We start from the raw sequence: 2,827 nt of genomic DNA, 5'->3' as shown, positions 1-2,827 counted from the left end.
AATTCCGGATCCTGAGCCAGCTCGAACGGGATGGACGAAAGCTGGCCATCCTCGCCGCGTGCATGCATGCCGACCAGCCGCTTGCGCTGGTCATCGCCAATCTTGACAGCGGTGTCGTTCATGCCGAGCGGCGCGAACATGTGGTCGCGCAGATAGGCGTCGAGCCGCTTGCCGCTCACGGCTTCCACGGCCTTGCCGACGAAATCGATGTTGATGCCGTATTCCCAGCGGGTGCCTGGATCGGACGTCAGCGGCGTCTTCAGCGCGTCATTCCTGCAGGAGGTGATGCCCGGTAGCCCGGTTTTTTCCAGGTATTTCGCCATGTCGCCATTCCACAGATCGTAGCAGAAGCCGGCGGTGTGGGTCATGAGATGGCGCAGCGTGATCGCGCTGCGGGCAGGCCGCAGGATCGGCTCGCCGCTGGCGTCAAAACCTTCGAGCACCTGGGGCGCGGCGAGATCGGGCAAGAGATTGCCGATCGGCTGATCCAGCGTCAGCTTGCCCTGCTCGACCAGCTGCATCGCCGCCGCGGCCGTGATCGCCTTGGTCATCGAGGCGATCCAGAACACGCTGTCGAGCGTCATCGCATCGTCCTTGGACAGGTCGCGCTTGCCGAACGCGCCCTGGTAGATGGTCTCGTTGCGGGTGGCGGCAACCGCAACCACACCGGGAATCTCCTTGGCGTCGGCCTTCTGGCGCAGCAACTGATCGATCTGGGCCTGGCTTTGCATCGGGTCTCCTCCAATTGTTATGATTTAGAGTGTCGCGATCTTCCGCCCGGGCAGGAGGCGTGGCAAGCGCGGAACAAGCGCGCCCCGGCTGCTCGCGATCCCGTGATCGACGGTAAAAATGAGGAGGAAAACGTGGACAAGAGCGGTGCGGAATGGCAGCGCCCATGATTTCTGATCATATCAACCTTAACCAGCACGCGTCCTCGCCAGACAGGCGCTATGCTGTTTTGGGCGTTCGGTTCGGACCCCTTTTCTGGTAAGGCGTTCAGAACGCGGCTGGATCGGCGGTTGCCGGGCGGCCTGGCGGTTTTTTATTTGGCTGATTTTTGCGGCGGGCATGCCGCAAGGGGAATGCAATGATTTCGACCTGGAGTGAATGGAAGCGATATCCGAGGCCGGGGCGGGGCGAGAATTTGGAGGCGCCGATTTCGCCCGGCATTTACGAGGTGCGCTATGCCGGCACCGGCGCGCTGCACTCGTTCGGCGCGGTCGACAATGTGGCGCAGGCGCTGGCGCTGCTGTCGGTCGGCGGCAAATCCTGGTTCGGCCGGCGCGATGCAGCCGTTCAAGCAGATCTCGAATACCGCACCTGCGCGACCTCGACCAAGGCGGACGCCAAGGCCGCGGCCGAGCGCATGATCGGCCGCCGCGAGACCTATATGAGCGGCGCAGCCTAGTCGCGGAATTGGCTCGGGGACGTCAGTTTAAAGGGTGCCGTTCTCTCCGTCGTCATGCCGGCCTTGTCCAGTACAAGGCCGGGCATGACGAGCCCTTTGCAACACTGATCGTCACAACCTACGCCGAACCTGCAGCGCGATCGGTCATACGCGCCTCAAGCTGTCGTGAAGCTGTCGCGCCCCGGTGCATTGCGGGTGGATTGAGCCTATAGTCGGCTCAAACGTCCGGGAATGACCGAGGGAGTACCGCCATGAATCCGCCCGCCACAGCCCGCGCCGCCCAGGGCTCCGCGCCCACGCTCCGTGATCGTCTGAAGGATCCTTCGCTGCTGCGCGAGCAGTGTTTTGTCGACGGCGCCTGGACCGGGACGCCGGCGCGCGCGGTGACCAACCCCGCCAACGGCGCGGAGCTTGCCAAGATTCCGGTCATGAGCACGGCGGAAACGACGGAGGCCGTCGAAGCGGCGGAGCGCGCGTTTCCGGCCTGGGCGAAATTCACCGCCAAGCGGCGTTCCAACATCCTGCGCAAATGGTTCGAACTGATCATCGCCAACCGAGAGGATCTGGCGATGATCCTCACCTCCGAGCAGGGCAAGCCGCTCACCGAGGCGCTCGGCGAGATCGACATCGGGGGCGCCTATGTCGAGTTCTTCGCGGAGGAAGCCCGCCGGGTCTATGGCGAGACCATCCCGACCCAGCGTCCCGATGCGCGGCTGCTGGCGATCCGGCAGCCGATCGGCGTCTGCGGCGCGATCACGCCGTGGAATTTCCCGTGCTCGATGATCACCCGAAAGGTGTCGCCGGCGCTCGCGGCGGGCTGCACCGTCGTGTTGAAACCCGCCAACGAGACACCGCTGACGGCGCTGGCGCTGGTCGCGCTGGCGGAGAAGGCGGGCGTGCCAAAGGGCGTGTTCAACGTGCTGACCGGCAATTCCTCCGCGATCGGAAAAGTGCTGTGTGAGCATCCCGCGGTTCGCTTCATCGGCTTCACCGGCTCGACCGAGGTCGGCAAGATCCTCTATCAGCAGGCCTCCGTCGGCGTGAAGAAGCTCGGGCTCGAGCTCGGCGGCAACGCGCCCTTTGTGGTGTTCGACGACGCCGACATCGATGCCGCGGTCGACGGCGCGATAGTCTCAAAATATCGCAACATGGGCCAGACCTGCGTCTGCGCCAACCGCATCTATGCGCAGGACAAGATCTACGACATTTTTGTGCAAAAACTGTCGCAGAAGGCCGCGGCGATGAAGGTCGGCGACGGCACCGAGACCGGCATCACGCAGGGCCCGCTGATCAACATGGAAGCGATCGACAAGGTCGAGCGGCACATTGCCGATGCCGTGAAGCGCGGCGCAAAAATCGTCACCGGCGGCAAACGCCACGCGCTCGGCGGCACGTTCTTCGAGCCGACGGTGCTGGCCG

The 2,827-nt window shown here is 64.1% G+C and carries 3 protein-coding genes; 2 read left to right on the top strand and 1 reads right to left on the bottom strand.

Translation table 11 applies throughout. The annotated features are described in order from the left end of the window. On the bottom strand, positions 1-731 hold a 731-nt coding region (locus tag JOZ76_RS12910), incomplete at its 3' end, for a serine hydrolase domain-containing protein (RefSeq protein WP_291699014.1). 356 nt (positions 732-1,087) lie between these two features. Between JOZ76_RS12910 and JOZ76_RS12905 the strand changes: the two genes are divergently transcribed. Together JOZ76_RS12905 and JOZ76_RS12900 are read left to right on the top strand one after the other, a co-directional pair. Beyond that, positions 1,088-1,408 carry a hypothetical protein gene (locus JOZ76_RS12905; RefSeq protein ID WP_291699013.1) on the top strand — a complete coding sequence of 107 codons (321 nt, stop codon included), beginning with the start codon at positions 1,088-1,090 and terminating at the stop codon, positions 1,406-1,408. A gap of 251 nt (positions 1,409-1,659) precedes the next feature. Next, positions 1,660-2,827: aldehyde dehydrogenase family protein (locus JOZ76_RS12900; RefSeq protein WP_291699012.1), on the top strand; the 1,168-nt coding region annotated here is incomplete at its 3' end.

It is taken from the genome of Bradyrhizobium sp., assembly GCF_019244115.1.
Lineage (GTDB): Bacteria > Pseudomonadota > Alphaproteobacteria > Rhizobiales > Xanthobacteraceae > Bradyrhizobium.
This window is presented reverse-complemented; position numbering and strand designations above follow the sequence as displayed.

Excerpts from the sequence above, each read along its gene's own strand:
- JOZ76_RS12905 (WP_291699013.1), top strand. The coding sequence starts at position 1,088 with ATGATTTCGACCTGGAGTGAATGGAAGCGATATCCGAGGCCGGGGCGG.